Annotated in this window: 22 protein-coding genes and 1 other annotated feature; of the genes, 7 read left to right on the top strand and 15 right to left on the bottom strand. The window is 35.9% G+C overall.

Annotated elements, in window-relative coordinates; all coding sequences use genetic code 11:
* The first annotated feature begins 30 nt into the window (after nt 1-30).
* The gene (locus JFU54_RS06760; protein WP_002034611.1) at nt 31-177 is read left to right on the top strand and encodes a YuzL family protein; all 147 of its coding nucleotides are present in this window, start codon (nt 31-33) and stop codon (nt 175-177) included.
* 97 nt (nt 178-274) lie between these two features.
* Complete coding sequence (locus JFU54_RS06755) at nt 275-1114, top strand: D-alanyl-D-alanine carboxypeptidase family protein (protein WP_033707936.1); 840 nt, start codon at nt 275-277, stop codon at nt 1112-1114.
* 22 nt (nt 1115-1136) lie between these two features.
* Here the strand turns inward: JFU54_RS06755 and JFU54_RS06750 are convergent, their stop codons facing one another.
* The 4 genes from JFU54_RS06750 to JFU54_RS30470 all read right to left on the bottom strand — a co-directional run bounded on the left by JFU54_RS06750 (nt 1137) and on the right by JFU54_RS30470 (nt 5039).
* Nucleotides 1137-2054, bottom strand: coding sequence for a proline dehydrogenase family protein (locus JFU54_RS06750; RefSeq protein ID WP_002034609.1), 918 nt, complete (start codon nt 2052-2054; stop codon nt 1137-1139).
* A 310-nt stretch (nt 2055-2364) separates the two neighbouring features.
* Nucleotides 2365-2610 carry a YusU family protein gene (locus JFU54_RS06745; RefSeq protein ID WP_001290599.1) on the bottom strand — a complete coding sequence of 82 codons (246 nt, stop codon included), beginning with the start codon at nt 2608-2610 and terminating at the stop codon, nt 2365-2367.
* 48 nt (nt 2611-2658) lie between these two features.
* Nucleotides 2659-2961, bottom strand: coding sequence for an MTH1187 family thiamine-binding protein (locus JFU54_RS06740; RefSeq protein ID WP_201064052.1), 303 nt, complete (start codon nt 2959-2961; stop codon nt 2659-2661).
* A gap of 77 nt (nt 2962-3038) precedes the next feature.
* A complete protein-coding gene (locus JFU54_RS30470) occupies nt 3039-5039 on the bottom strand; it encodes a methyl-accepting chemotaxis protein (protein WP_201064050.1) in 2001 nt (666 codons plus the stop codon).
* 208 nt (nt 5040-5247) lie between these two features.
* On the opposite strand from JFU54_RS30470, the gene JFU54_RS06730 reads away from it, so the two are divergent.
* Nucleotides 5248-6006, top strand: a complete 759-nt coding sequence (locus JFU54_RS06730) for a TrmB family transcriptional regulator (protein WP_002034606.1) — start codon at nt 5248-5250, stop codon at nt 6004-6006.
* Nucleotides 6007-6186: 180 nt separating this feature from the next.
* Here JFU54_RS06730 and JFU54_RS06725 read toward each other — a convergent pair whose 3' ends face one another.
* From JFU54_RS06725 to JFU54_RS06715, 3 genes are all read right to left on the bottom strand, one after another.
* Nucleotides 6187-6360, bottom strand: a complete 174-nt coding sequence (locus JFU54_RS06725) for a hypothetical protein (RefSeq protein WP_002034605.1) — start codon at nt 6358-6360, stop codon at nt 6187-6189.
* 77 nt (nt 6361-6437) lie between these two features.
* Nucleotides 6438-7622 (bottom strand): MFS transporter, encoded by a 1185-nt coding sequence (locus JFU54_RS06720; protein WP_201064048.1) that lies wholly within the window; start codon nt 7620-7622, stop codon nt 6438-6440.
* Between the two features lie 111 nt (nt 7623-7733).
* A complete protein-coding gene (locus tag JFU54_RS06715) occupies nt 7734-9047 on the bottom strand; it encodes an APC family permease (protein ID WP_002143658.1) in 1314 nt (437 codons plus the stop codon).
* Between the two features lie 65 nt (nt 9048-9112).
* Nucleotides 9113-9349, bottom strand: a binding site (T-box leader).
* 166 nt (nt 9350-9515) lie between these two features.
* Here JFU54_RS06715 and JFU54_RS06710 point away from each other — a divergent pair.
* Entirely contained in the window at nt 9516-9740 is a 225-nt protein-coding gene (locus JFU54_RS06710; protein WP_063218088.1) for a hypothetical protein, read from the top strand.
* A 246-nt stretch (nt 9741-9986) separates the two neighbouring features.
* Here JFU54_RS06710 and JFU54_RS06705 read toward each other — a convergent pair whose 3' ends face one another.
* The 3 genes from JFU54_RS06705 to JFU54_RS06695 all read right to left on the bottom strand — a co-directional run bounded on the left by JFU54_RS06705 (nt 9987) and on the right by JFU54_RS06695 (nt 12177).
* Entirely contained in the window at nt 9987-10952 is a 966-nt protein-coding gene (locus JFU54_RS06705; protein ID WP_201064046.1) for a hypothetical protein, read from the bottom strand.
* Between the two features lie 129 nt (nt 10953-11081).
* Nucleotides 11082-11864, bottom strand: a complete 783-nt coding sequence (yidC, locus tag JFU54_RS06700) for a membrane protein insertase YidC (protein ID WP_002015966.1) — start codon at nt 11862-11864, stop codon at nt 11082-11084.
* 28 nt (nt 11865-11892) lie between these two features.
* A complete protein-coding gene (locus JFU54_RS06695; protein WP_002015967.1) occupies nt 11893-12177 on the bottom strand; it encodes a hypothetical protein in 285 nt (94 codons plus the stop codon).
* Nucleotides 12178-12451: 274 nt separating this feature from the next.
* Between JFU54_RS06695 and JFU54_RS06690 the strand changes: the two genes are divergently transcribed.
* Both JFU54_RS06690 and JFU54_RS06685 read left to right on the top strand, forming a co-directional pair.
* The gene (locus tag JFU54_RS06690; protein ID WP_000530031.1) at nt 12452-13345 is read left to right on the top strand and encodes a YitT family protein; all 894 of its coding nucleotides are present in this window, start codon (nt 12452-12454) and stop codon (nt 13343-13345) included.
* Between the two features lie 339 nt (nt 13346-13684).
* Nucleotides 13685-14071 (top strand): DUF3938 domain-containing protein, encoded by a 387-nt coding sequence (locus tag JFU54_RS06685; RefSeq protein WP_002034640.1) that lies wholly within the window; start codon nt 13685-13687, stop codon nt 14069-14071.
* A 225-nt stretch (nt 14072-14296) separates the two neighbouring features.
* Here the strand turns inward: JFU54_RS06685 and JFU54_RS06680 are convergent, their stop codons facing one another.
* From JFU54_RS06680 to JFU54_RS06665, 4 genes are all read right to left on the bottom strand, one after another.
* A complete protein-coding gene (locus JFU54_RS06680; RefSeq protein ID WP_002034639.1) occupies nt 14297-14437 on the bottom strand; it encodes a DUF3985 family protein in 141 nt (46 codons plus the stop codon).
* A 96-nt stretch (nt 14438-14533) separates the two neighbouring features.
* Nucleotides 14534-15586, bottom strand: coding sequence for a zinc metalloprotease (locus JFU54_RS06675; protein ID WP_201065559.1), 1053 nt, complete (start codon nt 15584-15586; stop codon nt 14534-14536).
* A gap of 43 nt (nt 15587-15629) precedes the next feature.
* Complete coding sequence (locus tag JFU54_RS06670) at nt 15630-16343, bottom strand: DUF3169 family protein (protein WP_201064044.1); 714 nt, start codon at nt 16341-16343, stop codon at nt 15630-15632.
* On the bottom strand, nt 16327-16566 hold the full coding sequence (locus JFU54_RS06665) for a helix-turn-helix transcriptional regulator (RefSeq protein ID WP_201064042.1): 240 nt from the start codon (nt 16564-16566) through the stop codon (nt 16327-16329). The genes JFU54_RS06670 and JFU54_RS06665 overlap by 17 nt, the downstream gene beginning before the upstream one ends.
* Nucleotides 16567-16712: 146 nt before the next feature.
* On the opposite strand from JFU54_RS06665, the gene JFU54_RS06660 reads away from it, so the two are divergent.
* Nucleotides 16713-17495, top strand: a complete 783-nt coding sequence (locus JFU54_RS06660; protein WP_201064040.1) for a hypothetical protein — start codon at nt 16713-16715, stop codon at nt 17493-17495.
* 58 nt (nt 17496-17553) lie between these two features.
* Here the strand turns inward: JFU54_RS06660 and JFU54_RS06655 are convergent, their stop codons facing one another.
* Nucleotides 17554-18168 carry a DedA family protein gene (locus JFU54_RS06655; protein WP_002129815.1) on the bottom strand — a complete coding sequence of 205 codons (615 nt, stop codon included), beginning with the start codon at nt 18166-18168 and terminating at the stop codon, nt 17554-17556.
* Nucleotides 18169-18441 lie beyond the last annotated feature (273 nt).

Below are 18441 nucleotides of genomic sequence, written 5' to 3'. Positions count from 1 at the left end.
TTATAATCTGACGAAACTGGAGGAATATATATGGCAAAACTTAAGAAGAACCCTTCAAAAGCTGGAATTAGCGCAGCAAGTGTAACTGGAAATGCAGGTCCGCATAATCACGGTGTTGAAAAAGGGCGTCAAAGTAATAACCAACAATATAAGAAGCATAATATGGGCGAAAAATAACGGTATATTTTTGGGCAGAGAACGTGGCATAATGATTAATGGCTGCTTTTTCTGCCCAATTTATTTGTACATATGGAAAACAAAAGAGGGAACGACGATGAAACGAACAATAATTATGATTGTAATGATTGCCACACTATTTACAGGGATGATTTTCTTCTCTTATGCACAAAGGCAACAAGTTGTAAGAGCAGATCAGCCTAACATTACTGGGCAATACGGGATTACAATCGATGCAGACACAGGTGAAATTTTGTATGGAAAACGGGAAGATGAACGCTCTTATCCGGCTAGTATAGGGAAAATGATGACTACCTTACTCTTACTAGAAAATGTGAAAGAAGATGAAGAAATTACGGTTACAGAGAATGCGATTAAAACGGAAAGTCAAAGTAAGAAGATTAAGCTTCGCGCGGGTGAAAAATTAAAACGTGATGAGGCATTAAAACTTATGCTTATTATTAGTGCAGACCCAATCGCTGAGTCAATTGCAGAACATATCGCAGGATCAAAAAATGAGTTTGTGAAAATGATGAACGCTAGGGCGAAGGAACTTGGGACAAAACATGCGACTTTCAAAAACGCAAGCGGTGCTGATGCACTTGGAAATAAAGTATCACCATATGACATTGCTATTATTACGAAAGAATCCTTGAAGTATCCGATCGTTTTAGAATATATGAATTCAATACATACAACACTACATACTTCAGAGCGTTCTCCGAAAATCGCAAACTATGGACGGGAAGAACTATATGATGATCCATATGCGATTGGAAGTAAAAGCGGTTTATCAGCACTCGGAAAATACACAGTCGTAACAGTTGATGAAAAAGACGGTAAACGCGTCATTAACGTCGTGTTATCTTCTACTCGTACGCAGCTATATCCTGATACGAAGAAAATGGCGCACTACGCATTTCAGCAATTAAAATAACCAAGGAGTATTTTCTCCTTGGTTATTTTTTGATCATACCTTTTAATACGAACGCAACGTTTGCTGGACGTTCTGCTAGACGGCGCATGAAATAGCCATACCAGTCGTTTCCATAAGGCACGTAAACGCGCATTTTGTAACCTTCTTTTACTAGCTCAAGTTGACGCTCTGTACGAATACCAAATAACATTTGGAATTCAAATTGATCCCTTGGAATGTTGTGTTCTTCCGCAAGTTTTTTCGTATATTCAATAATCGCTTCGTCATGTGAAGCAATTGCAGTGTAATTTCCATTTAATAAGTGCATTTTAATAATTTTTTTATAATTGTCATCTACATCTTTCTTATCCGGGAACGCTACCTCTTCAGGTTCTTTATAAGCTCCTTTTACAAGACGTAAATTAGGACTATAAGCATTTAATTCTTCCATATCTTTTTCTGTACGATATAAGTAAGCTTGAATAACTGTACCAATATTATCGTATTCAGATTTTAATTGTTTAAAGATATCAATTGTTTTTCCGCAGCGCGTATAGTCTTCCATATCAATTGTAATAAACACACCGTTTTCTTTTCCAGCTTCTAAAATACGGCGCATATTGTTCATTACGATTTCATCAGAGATATCTAATCCCATAGAAGTCATCTTTAAAGAAAGCTGCGAATTAAGACCTTCTCTTCCAATTGCACGAATCGCTTCAATCGATTCGCTAGCCATTTCATTTGCTTCCGCTTCGTTATCAACGAATTCACCTAAATAATCGATCGTTACACAAAGACCTTGCTTATTTAATGCTTTAATTGCAGCTGTCGCTAATTCAATCGTTTCCCCTGCGACGAAGCGACCTGCACCAAAGCGTAAACCGTACTTTTTAGCCAGTTTTGTTAGCGCTTTATTTTTAGATAAGAAAAGAAACGAATTTCGCATTAATTGTTCCATGTAATTCACCCCTACGACTATAATTTATCTGTTTTTTACCCCTCTTCGAAATTATATCACTGTTTAAAATTATTTGATACAAATAATTATTTAGATAATTTATAAAATACTATCAAAACATTTAAAACTCTATATTCTCGTTTGTAAATATGAAGAAACTATTTTTCGACATTCAGAAAAAACGGGTTTACTAGGGAAAAAATGAGCATGCCGAAAATATTCGACATGCTCACAAAACCATTTATATTTCCTGTAAATTATATAAGGATATTAATAACAAAAACTTGAGGTAACATTATCTCAAGCCTTCTTACTTCTCATTTCGCTTCTCATCATTCAGCTTTTTAATATTCGTAATTAACTGTACCATCTCTTCTTTTGCATCTGGATACGTCTCATTCCAATGTTTCACTAAAGCTGGCATCGTCTTAGCCATATAAGAATAAAGTGCCCATTTCTGTACCTGCTCTTTTCGCTCTTCGTTGCTCTCTCCAAGTAATAGTTCCGTGTATTTCTCTAGCAAGCCATCAAACTGCTCATTAAACTTTTCACTCATCTTATTTTCCTCCTATATGAAAAAAGCAGCGAAGATCGCTGCTTTTTCTTATAATTTTGATCGAACAGAGTTTAATTTCTTCTCCATCGTACTTACTTTATCACGGCGATCATCGATACGAATTGTTGTCGCAACGCGCTGTGCACCTTTCGTGTATGGAACTTCATGCATTTGTTGAATGACTTCTAAAATGACAGGAAGATCTCCTTCAATTACTGTATTCATCGGTGTTAATTGATACTTCACGCGATCAGCATTTTTCTCTAGTACCTTTTGTGCTTCTGCTACATATTCACTAACACTTGCATTACCTGTTCCTACTGGAATAATCGATACATCAACAATTGCCATAATAATCTTCCTCCTATTACTGCTTCTTATATATCCATTGTCTATTTTACCGAAATTCTCATCATTTTACTAATACGTTACTCTTCTACTTTAAACTGCTCAACCAATCTTTCTAAGTCCTGCATATTCTCTGTCAAACTTTCCATCGTATGAGCTACTTTTTCTAAATGATTCACTTGTGACTCAGTTGCTGCATTTACCTCTTCAGAAACAGCCGCACTCTCTTGACTCGTGCTAGCAATTGTTTGCATAACTTCTGTGATTTCTTCTTGCTCGTGACCTATGTTATTTACCTCTTCTACAATTTTTTCAACTGAGGCACTAATAGTATTTACAACTGACATAATTGTGCGGAATTCTGTCTCCGCCTCTGTCGTAACTTTATTTTGTATATTCGCAATGTCTTTCAATTTACTTACAACTTCTACAACTCGCTTTACTTCTAACTGCACATCGCTAATCATTATTGTAATCTCACCCGTTGCCTCTTTTGATTGTTCAGCTAATTTCCGAACCTCTTCAGCAACAACAGCAAAGCCCTTACCTTGCTCACCTGCACGTGCTGCTTCAATTGAAGCGTTTAAAGCCAGTAAATTCGTTTGATCCGAAAGACCTTTTATAAGTTCTACCACATTTTGAATCGATCCAACCCTTTGCTCTAACTTACCGGACGCTTCTTCCGTATGAACAACGATAGAAGATGATTGTTCTCTTGTACGAACTAAATTACGCATCGTATTGAGTCCCTGCTTAGATGCCTCTTCAGCTTTGCCAGCCACTCCTTTTATTTCACCAACGGAGTTATTCATTTGTTCCACTGACTGCGCCATATTCTCGAGCTGTTCTGAAACTTCATCTACACTATTAGCAAGAGTAGACGCGCCTCCGCTCACATCATCCATTGCACCTGAAACTTCTCTACTAGCTGCTACAGTTTCATTCGTTAAATAATGCAGATTGTGAGTCGATTTCTGTACTGTCGATACACTATTTTTAATTTTACTTACCATTTCATTCATTTGCTCAACCATATCATTAAAGTGAGTCGTAAGCATACCAACCTCATCTTTACTTGTCACCTTCATTTGTAGTGTTAAATCACCTTCCGCTACTTTTTGAACGTGATTTGTTAATAGTTGTAATGGTCTTGCTAATCTTCTTGAGAATAAATATGATGCTACTATTCCAACCAATAAACTAATACACGCCATTATAATAACTGTATTTCTCGTACTACTTAACAATCCATCAATCGTTTGTTTCGGATAAAAGATTCCTATCTTCCATTTCATCGCATCAAATGACTGACTATAAACAACTACATCTTCACCTTTTAATGTAGTGACAGCATATTTTGTTACCTCTTTATTTAAACTCTTCATAAGTGGCTCTTTAGAAACATCTTTCCCTACTTTTTCTGGATAAACAAGAGCCATATTTTTATCATTTATAATAAACATTTCTCCGTCATTATTGTATTGAATATTGTGAAGCAATTTCTGAATTGTTCCGAGCGATACATCCATCGCAACAACGCCTAATACAGATCCATCTTGAGCTGTAATTGCTTTAGAAACCCCTACACTTAACTTTCCTGTCGCAATTTCATAAGAAGGTTGTCCCCAATGAACCCTTTTCACATCAGCCTCTGAATCTTTATACCACGTTCTTGTCGTTGGATCATATCCTTCTGGCACTTGCCCACCTTCAGCAAGATTGGCACTTAATGTTTTTTTATCTTTCGTACCAATATATAAATCTAAAATACCGGGATGATTCTTTTTATACTCTGCAAACTCTTTCGTTAAAAACGCTTCCTCTTCTGGAGTAACCCCATCTTGAATCATATTACGAATCATCTCACTGTTCGCGTAATACCCCATATCTTCATCAGTTCTTTGAACAAATGTCGTAAGTTGCTCTGTCACAAGGTCCATCGTATTTTGAGAATACTGGTCTAAGGAACGCACTTCCTTTTCTTTCTGTAATTGATACATAGCTGTACCTAATATTACGAACATCATAGAAATAAGTACCGAAAATACTACTGCAATTTTTAAACGTAAACTTCTCAACATATTCCCTCAAGCATCCCCTTCTCGGTAAAATTCAATCGTATTAATCACCATATTAAGTATAATAGATAAATTAGAAAGCTCAATCCATATAGTTTAAAAAATTGAAATTTATTCTCATTTCAATCAACTTACTTGTTATCTCAACACTTGTGTAAAAACAAATAGTTCATTATCCTTAACATATAATCTCATTCGTTCGGAGGGAACTATGCTACAAAAATTCGGTTTCTCACAATATGAAAGCCAAGCTTATGAAGTTGTCGTATCAAGCAATGACCCATTAGATGCAACAACTATCGTTAAACATTCAGGTGTTCCAAAAGCAAAAATATACGAAGTGTTAGCACGACTCATTGATAAAGGGATGGTAATGGATTCTGTTTCTGAAAAGAAAAAATTGTATACAGCATTACCACTCAAGCTAGCAATTGAAAAGTTAACGACAGAATTCCAATCTAATATTAAAGAACTTGAAAATAATATTTCTAAAAAATCATTTACAGATGACCGCGTTTGGAGTTTAAAAATGCAGTCTTCTATTAAAGTACAAAGTAGGCAACTTATAGAAGATGCGAAAGAATCCATACGCATCTCCGCATGGAACGATACCCTTTTAGAATATCTTCCTTTACTAGAACAAAAAGAAAAACAAGGCGTCCAAGTCGAGTCCCTCATAGTTGGAAAAGTGGAAACTGACTTAGAAAACATGCATTTTTTAATCCCAGCTCAAGAACCTAACGCATTAGAGCGTTATTTACTACTCATCGTTGACGATAGTGAAATTTTATTTGCTGGTGTAGAGCAAGAATCATGGCAAGCGATGAAAACAATGTCACAACCTTTCGTGAAGTTCTTTACGGAGTTCTTCTATCATGACGTTGCACTTGCGAAAATTACAGAGAAGCACCATGATCTCTTTATGCAGGATGAGGAAATTAAGGAATTGTTGATGAAGTTGAGATATTAACAAATCCCAAAATCGATTCTACCATTTGAATAGATAATATAATTTTTCATACAAAAAAAGCTGTATCAAACGGAGTTTTACATACTCATTTGGTACAGCTCTTTTTTACGCTTTCGCTAATTTAATTTTATGTAGTTGGTTTTTCGGATGGTTTTGATTTGTAAATACAGAACGTTCATTTCACGACTTCTTTTGCTCCTTTATCTCCATCAAAAGCTCAATAATCTTCTCATTTTGCTCTACTTGTTTCTCAGAGTTTTGATAGATGAAACGAATCCATCTAAATACAAAAATAATAAGAAATAATGGGACTAAAGAAATTAGAAAACCAATAATTGAAAAATTAGACTCCATATACTATCACCTCGCTATATACTCCCTTCTCCATTTCTCTACTAACCCCTGCAATTTTTCACACAAAAAAGAACCTATCAAATGATAGATTCTTCTTTCGTAAGCTGATTCGAGCGTCCTCTCGTAATAGAGAAAATCGCACAAAGCAGTGCCAATATAATGAAAACGCCGCCTACCCAAGCGTTATATATAACAGATGATTTCTCAATAACAACTCCGCCCACTGTTGAGCCAAGTGCAATTCCTAAATGAAGTGCAGAGTTATTTAAACCTTGCTGAATACCAGCTGATTCTGGCGCAATTTCAATTAAATAGTTTTGCTGTGCTGGCGAAATTGCCCAGCTCAGCATACTCCAAAGCCCCATCATAATAATGAAAAGCGGGAATGAGAATGTCATCATCGGCAACATAAAGATTGCACATGCAAATACGATAATGATGGAAATAATACTTTTCTTCGATCCCCATTTATCAGCAAGCCAGCCGCCAAGGCCACCTCCAAGTACCGCTGCAATTCCGAAAATGAAGTAAAACACACTAATCCAATTTGCTTCAACATGCATCACATCTTTTAAAAACGGTGTTAAATATGCGTATAGCGTTAAATGACCTGTTAAAAATAAAAATGATGTTAACTGTGCGCTTACAATTTTTTTATCCTTTAACGTAGCAATTTGTTCTCTTATTGATAATACCGATGTCGCTGGTACTTTCGTTAAGAACAATGAAATACAAGCAATCGCCATAACCGTTAATATTGAAATTAATACAAATGGTGCACGCCATCCATATGCATTTCCGAGCACAAGACCGAGCGGTACTCCAAGTACGAGTGATCCACTAATACCCATGAAAATGATTCCAATTGCACGCGCACGGAAATGCGGCTCTACTACACTAGAAGCAAGTGTTACCGATAGTGCAATAATAAGCGATCCACTCGCTGCACAAATTACTCTCGAGAACATTAGCATCTCGTAATTCACACTAAATGCCGAAATGATATTTCCAATTAAGAAAATTGATAATGCCACAACATACAATTTCTTTCTTTCAAACTTGCCTGTTACTGCTAATAAAACCGGCCCTGATAGAGCAAATACTACTGAAAATATTGTAATAAGCTGACCAGCTGCACTAATCGACACACCTAAATCATTAGCAACTAAATCAAGCGTTCCTCCTATAATTAGCTCAACCGTTCCGACTACGAAAGCCGCAATAGCTAAAATATATACACGAAAATTCAAACCTTTCCCCACACTTTCTCTTTTGGTTACTACCGTTATAGTAACCAAAAGAGAAAGTGGACGCAAGTACAAATTTTTTTACAGCGAAAAAAGCAGGCGTATTATACGCCTGCCCTTCAATCATTAAACTCCAGTTTCTTTCTTCTTATTTAAGTACCAATACACCGGAAGTCCAGTAAATACCATTCCAATTGATAAGAAACAACTTACCGGATCGTTAATAATCGCACTTCCAAGTACAAACAATGACCCTAAAATCGCAACGATTGGTACAATCGGGAATAACGGTACACTATATGCACGCTCTTTATCCTTGTTACGTCTTCGTAAAATGAAGACACCAATAAACGTCATTACGTAGAAAATATAAATAATGAATACGGAAATCTCAGATAGCTTATTCGGATCACTAATAAGCATTAAAATAATTCCTAAAATGATTTCAACAGTAATCGCATTTGCTGGTGTTTTAAATCTCGAATTTTCTTTTGCAATAAACTTAGAAAACGGAAGGTGTCCACGCTCTGCCATCGACATCGGAATACGTGGGAACGTTAAAATCTTTCCATTTAAACAACCGAAAATAGAAATGATAATACCGATACTAATAATTTTCCCGCCATATTCTCCAAGTAACATACCCGCAGCTGTCGCTGTTGCATTTTCTCCAAGATCTACAATTTTCGCTGCTGGTAATACATTTAATAACGCTAAGTTAATTAACACGTAAGCAGCTGTTACAATTAAAATCCCAACTGTCATTGCCTTCGGTAATAACTTTGTTGGGTTCTTCATTTCTCCGCCAATAGAAGCGAGTAAAATCCAGCCATCATAGGCAAATAAAGTTGCTAAAATTGCCATCCCGATACTTTGATTTTCTGATATCGGTACAACTACGTTGAAGATATCACTATTCCCTTTCCAAAACCCTAGCACAACAATTAATATAATTGGAATCATCTTCCCAACTGTCGTAACCGTTTGGACGATGCCCCCATATTTTGTCCCCAAACTATTTATAACGCCTAGGAACACAACTGTTCCAATTGCGATTGGTAAATTCCAGACTTTATCTAAATAGAAAAAATTGATCATTAAAGAACTAAAATACAAACCTAACGTTCCAATAATAGCTGGTCCATAAACAATTGTTTGCATCCAGCCAGATAAATACCCCCAAAAACTTCCGTAAATCTCCTCTAAATACGTATACAACCCACCATTTTTCGGAATTTGCGCTCCAATTTCGGCTACTGTTAAACCACTTGCTAACGTCAACAGACCACCAATTACCCAAGCAAGAATAGCCATATTAGAACTCCCTGAGTAATCTAATACGCTCCCTGGTTTCATAAACACACCAGACCCAATAATAGTTCCTACTACGATAGAAAGTGCTACTGTTAAACCAATTTTGTTTTTCTCATCATGATGCATGCTGCGTATCCTCCTTCCAATTCTAGTGTGATGCAAAAATGAAATAAAAAAACACTCCTCCCTAAAAAAGGGACGAGTGTTGTATTCGTGGTTCCACCCTTGTTTCAATTAGTAAAGTGACACACTTCACCAATTTCTCAAGTCTAAATAACGGTTTTTGCCGGCATGCAATTACTAGATATCCGTTCACTGCTGCAGTTCAGAGGTGGTAATCGATTTTCCCGTATTAGGAAGCTCACAGCCAAAGGCCTCCCTCTCTGATAATCGTAAAAAACTGATCATATCCTCATCATCACTTCTTGATGTCGAATTTTTTAGTTATTGTTCATTATATTGAATTGTTAGAAAAAATCAATATATTTTTTTATATAACATAAGAAATGTTTCTCTTCTTATATTATAACAGAAGTTACGACACTTCTCTAATTCCCTAAAAATGGTACAATCTATATAGGAGGTGCACCAATAATGATTGCTGTTTTTTGTATTATCGCTACGTTTCTTTCTGTTCTATTCGCTATCATGTACAGGCACAAGTATCCTGGTTATAGCATTTTAGCGGTAGCTATTATACCAGCTTCTTCCTTCTACGTATTAGGTAAATACCAATATACTGAAGTGTTTATCGGTTTTGCAATCTTCTACTGCATCTTTGGATACATACTAACAATGAAAAGAATTTCGATAAAGTGAAACTTTAATCAATGGGGGTTTTATCCATCTCCCACTGATTATTAGCCTTCACCAATCGGGCGTTTACGGGCAGTTGATCTCCCACCTAACTTCTTTGCTCTAATCCAATTTTGAGGTGGGTGTCTTACTGCCCGTTAATGCGGGATGAATCATTAAAAGGGACCGATTTCTGCTTACAGAAATCGGTCCTCGCATTTGTCGTATGTACCTTTCGGTTGCCCACACGAAAGATACTACATAGTTCAATTATTTATCATCTTTTTTCATAAAAAATTTATGATTTGGAAGATCCACATTTAAATCTGCTAATTGTTTCTTTTCCTTTTCTAGAATCGCTTTCGCTTTTTCTTTTGTCACCTCATCTAAGTTTGCAAAGATGTCTTCATGCTTCCCTTTCTCTGGAAGATTCACACCTAATTTTGTCAATTCTTCTTTCGCTTGCTCGCGAGTTAATTTCCCGGACTTTTCTTGCTCAAAAATAGACTTCGCTTTTTCCTTTGTCGCCTCATCTAGATTCGCGAACATATCACCGTGCTTCCCTTTCTCTGGGAATTTCACACCTAGTTCTTTCAACTTCGCTTTCGCTTGCTCACGAGTTAGTGTTCCAGACTTTTCTTGCTTCAAAATTGCTTCCGCTTTTTCTTTTGTCGCCTCATCTAAATCCGCGAACATGTCACCGTGCTTCCCTTTCTCTGGAAGCGTTACGCCTAATTCTTTTAATTTCTCTTTCACTTGCTCATGCGTTAATGCTCCAGACTTTTCTTGCTCAAAAATGGACTTCGCTTTTTCTTTTGTCGCCTCATCTAAATTCGCGAATATATCTTTGCGCTTACCTTTATCTAGGAATTTCACGCCTAGCTTTGTTAATTCCTCATTTGCTTGTTCGCGAGTTAATTTCCCGGATTTTTCTTGCTCTAGAATCGACTTCGCTTTTTCTTTTGTCGCCTCATCTAAGTCCGCAAGCATGTCTTTGCGTTTCTCCTTCTCTGGAAGTTTCACACCTAGTTCCTCTAATTGTTTCTTTGTATCGTCCATAATTGTTTTTACTTTTTGTTTTGTCGCTTCATCTAAATTCTTCTTCGCAGTTCCTTTTGTAACTTGCTCGGCCGCTGGAGTATTCGTTGCCGCAAACGCTGGTATACCAGCTCCTCCTATAATTCCAAATGATAAAGCACCTGCAATTGCTAAATATCCAACTGTTTTCTTCTTCATAGGAAATTTCCTCCTTCATATTTCTAAAGCATGTACACTTTCGTATACAATGCCAATAGTAATGTTGGTTTCTTAAAATTTCCTTAACGATTTAAATAAAAAACACCGCTCATCACGAGCGGTGTTTTTCTAAGCTTTTTGTAATTGTAATTCTTCACGTTCCATTACTTTTCTTAATACAATTGTTTGTGTCATTGTAAATAAGTTACCTGTAATCCAATACAGCACCAGTCCTGATGGCGCCGCAAATCCCATAAATAGAATCATTGCAGGCATCATAATTTGCTGTATTTTCAGCATTTGAACTTGTTCTCCAGGCGTTACATTTGATTGGAACACCTTCATTTGAATAAATGTTGTTAACGCTGCGATAATCGGTAATATATGATATGGATCTGCATGTCCTAGGTTCACCCATAAAAATGAAGATGTACGAATCTCTTCAGTTCGGCTAATCGCATAATACAAAGCAGAGAAAATCGGCATTTGTATAAAGATTGGCCAGCACCCAGCTAACGGATTCCAACCGCCTGATTTCATTAGTTCTGACATTTCTTTTTGATACTGCTTTTGTTTTTCAAGATCTTTACCCACATCACCGTATTTCTGTTTCAGCTTCTGTAATTCAGGTTGCATTTTTTTCATTTTCGCTTGGCTACGATATTGCGAAACAGCTAATGGAATCATTGCTGAACGAATAACGAGCGTCATGATAATGATGGCAATCCCGAAGCTAGCTCCAGGTATATGATGAGCAACAAATTGAATCATAAATGAGATTGGATATACGAAATAATGGTTCCAAATTCCCGTACTATGTGAATCAATTGTACCTGCATTACTGCAGCCAGATAAAACAAAAACAAGTAATAATGATAAACTAATGAGCCTAGCTCGGTATGATTTTAACATGTTCATTCCTCCAATGTTTCGTAATTAATTAGCGAAACATTGGTGTATACGGACCTACCTCGTCACTCTCTCCACTCGATTCTTGTCTGCGGACAGAACGAATCATTCCATATTTATAAAAAATAGAAAATAGCGGTACATTTCTTGTACCCTCTTCACACGTATCTACTAGTTTAAAAGCTCTCTGTCTACCGCTCGATGCTTGCTGACGCACAAAGCGAGAAACGTTAGCAAGAAAAAAGACTTCTAATACACAAAGCGCTGTCGTTACAAACGATATATATAGAATTGCATCCTGCAATAAAAATTCCATCGCTTCACATCCTTAATAAAGTCATTTTAGCATATTCAGCAAACATTCTCTATTTCCTTTTGTTCTCAAAAGTTTTTTTGCATATTTTCTCAAAAAATTATGCTAGAAAACCAATGTATTCGCTTTCTTTAGTATATTCACACGTATCTTTGAATAGGTTTAATTTGTTAGAAATTTATAAAATTTTTGCATTATAATAAAACTATTGCCAGTTTTTGAAAAAAGCTTTATTCTCTTCTTGTAATCAAAAATGAATATGGAGATGAAACATACTATGGGTCAACTAGGAGACGCCGATTACGTTCCCGACACCGCCTTTTTATCCTTCCCAGCAGCTAAAACATTTCATTTAGAATTCATCATACAGTTAGTTGTTATTTTTATAGCTTCTATTTTGTATGCAATTTCTATGAATATGTTTTTTATCCCGCATAATATGATTAGCGGTGGGTTCGCTGGTGTAGGGATGATTATCGGTTATTTAATGCACTACAATATCGGAGCACTTATCTTTTTACTAAACATTCCGCTTCTTATTTTAAGTCACTTTTACTTAGGAAAGAAGACAACCTTTTTAACGGCATACTTTGTGGCTGTATCATCTTTAGCGATGAACATTATCCCAGTACACCAAGTTTCAGATGATATTTTGCTGTCTTCTGTATTCGGTGGTGTCATCTGCGGTGCTGCCTCAGGAATCATATTCCGATTTGCTTCTTCAACAGGTGGTTTTGATGTTGTTGGATTGATTGTAGCGAAACATCGCGATGTTTCAATTGGAGCAATCATCTTTGGATTCAACTTAATCTTACTTGTTGCAGCAGGATTTATTTTCGGATGGGATATTACGCTTTATACGTTAATTAGTCGGTTTGTAGTCAGCAAAGTAATTGATGCCGTGCATACAAAACATATTAAATTAACGATAATGACAATTACAGAAAAAGGTGAGGAAATAAAAAGCTCACTATTACATCACGGCATACGTGGCGTAACAATGGTAGATGCTGTCGGCGGCTATACAAACCATAAGAAAAAAATGATTTACACTGTCGTAACTCGCTACGAGTTGGGCGAAATGAAACGTATTATCCGCCAAGTGGATAATAAAGCATTTATGAACATTACTGAAACAGTTGAAATTGTCGGCCGTTTCAAACGTATATAAAAAGGCGCAAGGAACTACAATTCCTTGCGTTTTTTATTTTTTACACTTATTACAAAATCAGATAATTCTATTATTGTATCACTAAATATGTTATAATAAAACTAGACTTACAAAAAAGAGTATATAGACTTGGAAGTTTCTCTTATTTTTATAAGCAAAAAGAAACGAGCAGTCGGGTATATTTCAGACACCATACACGTAACGGTTTAAAAAACCGATCATCTTAGTTATTCTTCACTGATCTTTTTATAAAAGATACGTACAACTAAAATTCACTTCAATATACTATACCTACCTTTTTGACTTCCAAATCATCTTATTACATAAGGAGATGAACATATGAATCAATATATACGATACACACTAGCTGTCCTATTTGCGATCGTCGGCGGCGTGATCTGTTTCTGGACAAACACAGAGCTTGGAGAGAATATCATTTTTAATGGAATCGAAACCCTTGTAAGCGCTTCAATTTTAGGCGGATACATTTTCTTCCTCTTCAATCCAGAAGAAAATGCTCAAAAAACAATGTTATTAACAATGATCGGAATCGTTGGTGGATGTATTTCCTACTCAATGACAAACTATACATTACCACTTCAATTAAGCTCAGCTTTCTTCCATGGTCTATGGACTTGGTTTATCGCATTCTGCCTAGCAGACGTATTCAATCTATTACAGGACACTGAAGAAGAAAATGGTCGTCAAATTGAAAGTAACTCGTAAGCTGGAAGAAATTCTTCCAGCTTTTTTGTTTACTGTTCTTTCCTGTTCATACCCCATCACCAAAATAAAAAGAAGTTACCTCCACGGCAACTTCTTTCCCATATACCCCACTTAGTATTCAATTAAATATATCAACGATTTTTAAAATATATCGATCGTTTCTCCACTTATATCAGCGATTTTTTCATTATATCGACGGTTCGACACTCAAAACGCACAACATGCCTATCCCCCAAGCAGCTTACTGCCGAACTCTACAATTAAAAAGATAATTAATAGGACTGCGAGTATTTTTACTGCTACATATGCCACTTTAAAAATTACATAAATGAGTAAGACTAGCAAAATAATCGCTAAAATTTCCATATATAACTCCTCCAAACTTTGCTCTTCTTACCTCATTTTACTCGCCCCGATCTTTTTATGGAACGGCATAAGATTACATATAGAAAAGAGGATACCTCACCCATCGTAAGATACCCTCTCCTTCAACTGCTCGAACCACTCTCTATCCAATTGTAAATATCCTATTTCACTCTTCTCAGCGCTCTTCAATTCTTTATCTGCTTTCTTCATATAAATATGGCATGCTTCCATATCTTGCTCTAAATATTTGATAATTCCTTGCGTACGGTAATACCCATGTAAGTCCAGCCTTGTAATTGCCTTCGCATGATTCTTCGCTTCTTGCAAGTAAAGATTTTCCTGCTGATAAAGTACTCTATATAAAAGATACCAACTATGAAAACTACCAACAAAATATTTATTTTCTTTTGTCACAGGTAACTGCACAATTTTCTCTAAATGCACTATCGCTTTTTCCATTCCCTCTTGATCAGCTCGGGCATAAAATACGAGCATAAGTCCGCTCATTATTTCTCTTATACTTTTATCCTCTTTTATTTTTTCTTCACTAATTTCTACTAATCTCTCATCCCAATCTTTCGGCCGTTTGTAGCTTAATAATTCACCCGATACTTGAATATTATATAAATGCCCTCTCGCCCTTTCATCATCTTTAATTAAAATGAGAAATTGCATGCCATCACTCAGGAATGTTCCTTTTATCGGCACTATTGTAACGGCAAAAATCGTAAAGTGTAAAACGGAAAAATATAAAAGATATTGATAATAACTAACCATGTATATGTAACCTGAAGTAATACCGAATAGTACACTTGTAATCGGTCCACCTAAAGTCATCCACGCCCATTTTTTTGAAAGGTTCGGTGTCACTATAGAAGGCGGCACTAGCATCGCCACGCCTCCAAAGTACTCCCATAATTTATTTTCTCGAATTCGTATTTTTCCTTTCTCATTTTGCACAGTAATAGGTCCTACTGCCATAAATTTAAACTTTAAACCGCCTATTAAACCAAATATTACATGCCCTAATTCATGAATAGCCAACACAAGCAATGCAATCCCGAAAAAGGTCCATATTTCTATAATTTGCTGTACTTTTTCTATTCGAATAAATCCGTATAAAGCGGAGCAAACGAAAGCAACGAACATTAAAAAAGCAGGTCTTCTTAAAACGTCCACCGTTTTTCTCCCCTTAATAAATCATTTTTTTATGCATTTCGTACATATATGTTCCAACATGTAATACCCAAACGAACGAAATCATAATGACCATAAAGAAGTCTTTTCCATCTAAAATTGCATACGCAATCGCCGCCAACCACGCACAAGCAAGTGTCATGTTTGTATATTGATATGCCTTATATCCCGCTTCATGAACAATTTGCTTTTGCCCTTCATCTGCATTCTTTGCCCACATTTCCATTGACTGAGAATACGTAACACTCTGTTCTGGATATAGAGCGTTATATCTTTTCCTCATTACAGATCCTAACCAAGTTATAGCAATAAAGCACACTGTAGATACGACAATACTTACACTAACAAAGAGCAAGTTCCCCTCACTTGTATACGTTCTATAAAAAGTGATAACTGAACAAACAAACCATGATGGAATAATAATTTCCATTACTCGAAAATAAATAAGCGCTATCCCTAATCTTCGTCCCTTAACATTTTCTTCTTCATCTTTCGTTTGTGCGAGCGCTCTTGTACGCTTCCAAATATAATATATAATCGCTACGCCAAATACACTCATCATAGCAATGCTAATAACAGGAGGTATTTTGCTAGTACCCACTGTTGCAATATCACCTACTACATACCCTATAAACCCGCCGCATACTGCTCCTACTAACAACTTCAATATAGCCGTCATTTTCCCATTTCCCTTACTCTTCATCTCCATCTTCCCCCTCCACTAACATAAATATCTCCTCCACTGGCACTCCAAAAATTTGTGCAATTTTTAGCGATAACACAATAGACGGCGCATAATCCCCGCGCTCAATTAAACTAATCGTTTGCCGCGATGATCCAATCACTTTCCCTAAATCCCCTTGTGATAAACGATGCTTTGCTCGCAATTCCCTCACTCGATTTTGAAGCTTCATGTCTTCCCTCTTTTTCATTTATTTAATTAAAATTGTAAATAACATCCTTATTTTTGTCAATTATAATTGTCATTTTGACGTTAATAATTGACAAAACACCTTCTATATTATCACCTACATAACTTATATAATGAATATAAAATACTAAACATGCGAGGTTACATATGAATAAAACATCTATTCTTTCTTATATTCTCACTAAACTTACAGCAGCTTGTTTATTCTCTTTATTACTTGCTATTCTCACACTTTCCGGAAATAGTGGGCTAACAAAATATAAGTTATTGACCGGGTTACCTGAACTACTCTTTTCTTTACCTGCACTTGTCCTTATTTCTTATGCAATCCTTTGTTCCGTTTGCATAGATAAAGTAAAGTTTAAAAATTACCGCACCTTAAAAACATTAGGTCTTTACATTCTTTGCGGTTATATATTCTTTCTTCCATTCCTATTCTTTCAAGAAACAGGTTTTCTTTTTTTACTTTTTGCAGGATCTATCGGAGCACTTTTTTCTGTTTTCTTCTATTTATGCTCACTTATAACAAAAAAGTTTATATGGATTGGATATATCATCCCTAGTGCTATATTTATTGCACTCATCATGATTAACTTCATTGATGTCACGCAGAAAGAGCAATGGACAGAGAAAAGGACCCAAAACTCTTTCGAAGCATCTTTTCAACATTTTAGTGGTGAACATAAAATTCCGATTGAACTAAAACGAGGTGACATATTAGAATTCACCATTGAATCACCATCTAAAAATCCCAATGGCTACATGGGTGACATAAAAATGGCTAGTGAATTTCAAGAAGAAGAAAATTATTTAGCTTCATCCAGCCCTAATACATACCATTTCGCAGCAATTAAGACAGGAACTTATTACATTATAGTTAGCGGAGATCAATTAAAAGGAAAGTTGAAAATAGATTGGAACATAAAATAAAAAAGGCAGTGCTCTAAAGCACTGCCTTCCTAAAATCTGACATAGAATGGATTCCATATTAACTTGCGTTTTGTAAAAATACTCGTTTTAGTTGCTTGCGGAAACGAACGCTTAACGTAATTGCTACAATGACAATCGCTCCGAAAATGATTTTGCCGATATGATCTCCCAGTAATCCGAAAATATCATGTAAGTTACCACCTAACCAGTAGCCGCCAATTAAGAAGAACGATACCCAGAATAAAGCACCTGAATAAATTGTAATTGCAAAGCGGCGAAACGGTAAGTTAATGATACCTGCAAAGTATCCTGTAAAATGACGTACACCAGGAATGAAGAAGCCAATAAAGATAAGGAAATATCCGTATTTATCGAACCACATTCTCGTTAAATCAATTTTTCTTTGTGTTAAAAATACGTACTTCCCGTATTTTTGAACAAAAGGCATACCAAGCTTATTCCCTAAAAAGTATTGAATCGTCATTCCTACACTTGTCCCAATAAAGGATAGGATAATTAAAATAGGTAAACTTAGATCACCCTTCTGTGCTAAAAACCCCGCATATGCTAATGTTGGCTCTCCCGGAAACGGAAGTGCAATATATTCTAACAGCAGGCCTACAAGTACTACATAATACCCATATTGCTGAAATAATTCATGAACCCATTCCATGTCATCTCCCCTTTCATTCACGTACAACTTGTTACTATTATTGTATAAAAAAATTGTCGAAATAACTATCACAATAGCTTACATTTTTATTACATTTTTGTAAGGCTCATTCTAAAGTTTTTTGTTCTCTATTTACTTATATCTATTAGCATTAAAAAACAAGCTAACAACTATATATCACGCGAAGGAAATCCATTAATATACATTTTTCATCCAGTTTTTAACTCTCGAAAACCACCTTATTTTGTTCTCTATAAAAAACCACCACAAACT

Source organism: Bacillus sp. TH19 (assembly GCF_016651075.1).
In the GTDB taxonomy this organism is placed as follows: Bacteria; Bacillota; Bacilli; order Bacillales; family Bacillaceae_G; genus Bacillus_A; species Bacillus_A mycoides.
This window is presented reverse-complemented; position numbering and strand designations above follow the sequence as displayed.

Coding starts and splice junctions, on each gene's coding strand:
- JFU54_RS06760 (WP_002034611.1), top strand. CDS start 31: ATGGCAAAACTTAAGAAGAACCCTTCAAAAGCTGGAATTAGCGCAGCA.
- JFU54_RS06755 (WP_033707936.1), top strand. CDS start 275: ATGAAACGAACAATAATTATGATTGTAATGATTGCCACACTATTTACA.
- JFU54_RS06750 (WP_002034609.1), bottom strand. CDS start 2,054: ATGGAACAATTAATGCGAAATTCGTTTCTTTTCTTATCTAAAAATAAA.
- JFU54_RS06745 (WP_001290599.1), bottom strand. CDS start 2,610: ATGAGTGAAAAGTTTAATGAGCAGTTTGATGGCTTGCTAGAGAAATAC.
- JFU54_RS06740 (WP_201064052.1), bottom strand. CDS start 2,961: ATGGCAATTGTTGATGTATCGATTATTCCAGTAGGAACAGGTAATGCA.
- JFU54_RS30470 (WP_201064050.1), bottom strand. CDS start 5,039: ATGTTGAGAAGTTTACGTTTAAAAATTGCAGTAGTATTTTCGGTACTT.
- JFU54_RS06730 (WP_002034606.1), top strand. CDS start 5,248: ATGCTACAAAAATTCGGTTTCTCACAATATGAAAGCCAAGCTTATGAA.
- JFU54_RS06725 (WP_002034605.1), bottom strand. CDS start 6,360: ATGGAGTCTAATTTTTCAATTATTGGTTTTCTAATTTCTTTAGTCCCA.
- JFU54_RS06715 (WP_002143658.1), bottom strand. CDS start 9,047: ATGCATCATGATGAGAAAAACAAAATTGGTTTAACAGTAGCACTTTCT.
- JFU54_RS06710 (WP_063218088.1), top strand. CDS start 9,516: ATGATTGCTGTTTTTTGTATTATCGCTACGTTTCTTTCTGTTCTATTC.
- JFU54_RS06705 (WP_201064046.1), bottom strand. CDS start 10,952: ATGAAGAAGAAAACAGTTGGATATTTAGCAATTGCAGGTGCTTTATCA.
- yidC (WP_002015966.1), bottom strand. CDS start 11,864: ATGTTAAAATCATACCGAGCTAGGCTCATTAGTTTATCATTATTACTT.
- JFU54_RS06695 (WP_002015967.1), bottom strand. CDS start 12,177: ATGGAATTTTTATTGCAGGATGCAATTCTATATATATCGTTTGTAACG.
- JFU54_RS06690 (WP_000530031.1), top strand. CDS start 12,452: ATGGGTCAACTAGGAGACGCCGATTACGTTCCCGACACCGCCTTTTTA.
- JFU54_RS06685 (WP_002034640.1), top strand. CDS start 13,685: ATGAATCAATATATACGATACACACTAGCTGTCCTATTTGCGATCGTC.
- JFU54_RS06680 (WP_002034639.1), bottom strand. CDS start 14,437: ATGGAAATTTTAGCGATTATTTTGCTAGTCTTACTCATTTATGTAATT.
- JFU54_RS06675 (WP_201065559.1), bottom strand. CDS start 15,586: ATGTTCGTTGCTTTCGTTTGCTCCGCTTTATACGGATTTATTCGAATA.
- JFU54_RS06670 (WP_201064044.1), bottom strand. CDS start 16,343: ATGGAGATGAAGAGTAAGGGAAATGGGAAAATGACGGCTATATTGAAG.
- JFU54_RS06665 (WP_201064042.1), bottom strand. CDS start 16,566: ATGAAAAAGAGGGAAGACATGAAGCTTCAAAATCGAGTGAGGGAATTG.
- JFU54_RS06660 (WP_201064040.1), top strand. CDS start 16,713: ATGAATAAAACATCTATTCTTTCTTATATTCTCACTAAACTTACAGCA.
- JFU54_RS06655 (WP_002129815.1), bottom strand. CDS start 18,168: ATGGAATGGGTTCATGAATTATTTCAGCAATATGGGTATTATGTAGTA.